General features: G+C 47.8%; 2 protein-coding genes. Both read left to right on the forward strand.

Features of this window, described 5'->3' with window-relative positions; translation table 11 throughout:
- The first annotated feature begins 434 nt into the window (after positions 1 to 434).
- The gene (locus DW826_RS17650) at positions 435 to 1766 is read left to right on the forward strand and encodes a sodium-dependent transporter (RefSeq protein WP_117470126.1); all 1332 of its coding nucleotides are present in this window, start codon (positions 435 to 437) and stop codon (positions 1764 to 1766) included.
- Positions 1767 to 1842: 76 nt separating this feature from the next.
- Positions 1843 to 3036: a Zn-dependent hydrolase gene (locus DW826_RS17655; protein WP_117470125.1), complete on the forward strand. Its 1194-nt coding sequence runs from the start codon at positions 1843 to 1845 to the stop codon at positions 3034 to 3036.
- Positions 3037 to 3227: the final 191 nt, after the last annotated feature.

Below are 3227 nucleotides of genomic sequence, written 5' to 3' on the forward strand. Positions count from 1 at the left end.
AAAAAAGAGTCATCCGATGGATGGCTCTTTTTTCTATGTTCGAGCCCAGCCGGGCTCGAACGGTTCGAATGTCTACGCTCCGCTCCGGTCGTCGCAGTCGAACGTCCCCCGGACGTTCTGCGACGTCTCGTGCTTTCAATGATACAGAAAAGAGACATCCGATGGATGGCTCTTTTTTGTATGTTCGAGCCCTCCCGGGCTCGAACGGTTCGAATGTCTCCGCTCCACTGCGGTCGTAGCAACAATTTCAAATGCTTGTAAATCATAGGATTGCATGGTATGATAAAATATGTTCGGAAATGCTGGCTGAATGTATCAGCAGAAATTGCCGACAGCACGCGATAGAGTTCATGCATGAGGGTCACACGCTCAAAAAAGTTTAAACATGAATCATGAGAAAGGGGACATAGCTGTTCTAAGGCAGTTGTAAGTGTATGGGAAAACATAGAGATGGCTTTAAGAGCCGGACAGGATTTGTGCTGGCCTGCATTGGGTCGGCTGTTGGTATGGGGAATATCTGGAGATTCCCATATATGGTTTCAGAATGGGGTGGAATGACGTTCCTGCTTCCATATGTTCTGTTTGTTATTTTGATCGCTTCTACCGGAGTGATCGAGGAAATGGCGCTTGGCCGCGCGGCAAAGAGCGGACCGATCAAAGCATTCGGTAAATGTACGGAGATCCGCACCGGAAATAAGCGGACAGGAGAGGTGATCGGTGTGATTCCGGTTATCGGATCCCTGGCATTGGCGATCGGATATAGCGTGGTCGTAGGATGGATCTTTAAATATACATTTTTTGCACTTTCCGGTGGTCTCTTCCACTTAGGGCAGGACGTAGCCGCGATCGAAGGCTTGTTTGGAGGTACAGCCGCCGCATTTGGAAATAATGTATGGCAGGTGGTCGCAATGCTTGTAACCGCGGTGATCATGGCATATGGAATTTCCGGCGGAATTGAGAAAGCGAATAAGATCATGATGCCGATGCTTTTTATCCTGTTTGTTGGGCTCGGCATATATATTTTTACACTTCCAGGTTCGGAACATGGATATCGTTATATTTTTACACTGGAGCCAAAAGGGCTTTTTGATCCAAGACTCTGGATCTACGCGTTCGGCCAGGCATTCTTTTCGCTTTCCATCGCAGGAAATGGAACAGTCATTTACGGTTCTTATTTGAGCGAGGAAGAGGATGTGGTCAGCTCAGCAAGAAATGTAGCATTTTTTGATACATTAGCGGCGCTTCTTGCGGCACTCGTCATTATACCGGGCATGGCAGTGGGAGGCGCAGAACTATCGTCAGGCGGACCGGGGCTGATGTTTATTTATCTGCTGAATGTGTTTAATGGCATGCCGGGCGGATGGTGTGTAGAGATAGTCTTTTATGTCTGTGTTTTGTTTGCAGGCTTAAGCTCTCTGGTAAATCTTTATGAGGCACCGGTAGAGATGATGCAGGAGCGGTTTGGGTTCAGGCGGAAAATTGCGGTTGCAGTGATCGCGATGCTTGGCGGTATCATTTCCCTGATGATCCAGGGAATCGTTTCCGGATGGATGGATGCGGTCTCCATTTATATCTGTCCGCTTGGCGCGATGCTTGCCGCTATCATGTTTTTCTGGGTAGCCGGAAAGGATTTTGCGCTTACAGCAGTTAACAAAGGAACGAAAAAACCGATCGGCAGCTGGTTTATGCCGCTTGGAAAATATGTATTGGTTCCGGCTGCGCTTCTCGCACTTGTGGCGGGGGCGCTGCTTGGGGGAATTGGCTGATAAGAGATACTTTCGTGTTTCGTCAGGAGAAATCTGAGGACGGCACGTGGAAAACTTAATGGAGGAGATGACTAAAATGAGCAGATTAAACGAATTGCTCCAACAGGCGGGCAATATTGGACGGAACGAAGATGATTCGATCACAAGACTGGGATTTTCAGAAAAATATTTCCAGGCGCTTGAGTTTTTAAAAGGACGCATGCAGGAGCTGGGAATGCAGGTGGAGACTGACCCGGTCGGAAATCTTCATGGCGTATTGCAGGGGAGTGACCCGGAAGCAAAATCCATTGTGATCGGCTCCCACATGGATACAGTTATGCAGGGCGGTGTTTACGATGGAATGCTGGGTGTGACCGGTGCCCTGGAAGTTGCAGCCCGCTTAAAGGATGAAGGACGTACCCTGCGCCATCCATTGGAGATCTGGGGCTTTAATATGGAAGAGTCCAGTATTCTTGGCGGTACATTTGGAAGCAGATGCGTGACAGGGATGCTCGATCCGGATATTCCCGGATATGCGGAAAAATTAGCAAAGTTTGGCTGCAGTCCGGAAAAAGCAAAAGCAGCCAAGAGAGATATCAGCAAGTATGAGTGCTACCTGGAATATCATATCGAACAGGGCGATAAACTCGATCATACGGGAATAGATGTGGGAGTTGTCAGCGGAATCGTCAGCATCATCGACTATAAGGTAACGGCAAAAGGCATGAGCAACCATGCGGGCACAACGATGATGGCTAACAGAAAAGATGCGCTTGTCGGAATGGCAAAGCTGATCGTAGCAGCAGAAGAGCGGGCAAGAGAACTGAATGACACACTTGTATTCACGGTCGGAAAGATCGCTGTATCACCCGGACAGGAAAATGTAATTCCGGGACAGGCTGTGGCGAACTTTGAGATGCGTCATATGGACAAGGCTGTAACAGATCAGTTCTATGCAGATATTCAGGCACTCGCAAAAGAGATTCCGAACTGTGAGTTTGAATTTGTAAATACCAGTGCCAAATATTCCACACCGTGTGATCCGAGATTGATCAAACTGATCGACGATGTCTGCACGGAAAAGGGAATCAGCCATATCATCATGCCCAGCGGTGCAGGTCATGACGCGAATTCGATGGCCCACGAAGGTGTCCCAATCGGTATGATCTTTGTTCCGAGTGTCAAGGGCATCAGCCATCAGGGAGACGAATATACAAAACCGGAACATATCGATATGGGGGCGGATGTTCTGTATCAGACTGTGTTAAAGCTGGATGAAACTGGAGTTTAAGTTTTACAGATGATCGAATGAAAGGCTGAATTTTATCTGGCAGAATTTGAAAAAAGATATAAACATAGGGGGTATTTTATCATGGCAAAAGAAGCGAATCCAATTCCGCAGGGAAAGTATGTACCGGCAACGAGATTTGGCAATATGATCTTTACAGCAGGTATGACACCGAGAAACAATGGTGTTCTGAT

The organism is Clostridium sp. AM34-11AC (genome assembly GCF_003435375.1).
GTDB lineage: Bacteria > Bacillota > Clostridia > Lachnospirales > Lachnospiraceae > Pilosibacter > Pilosibacter fragilis.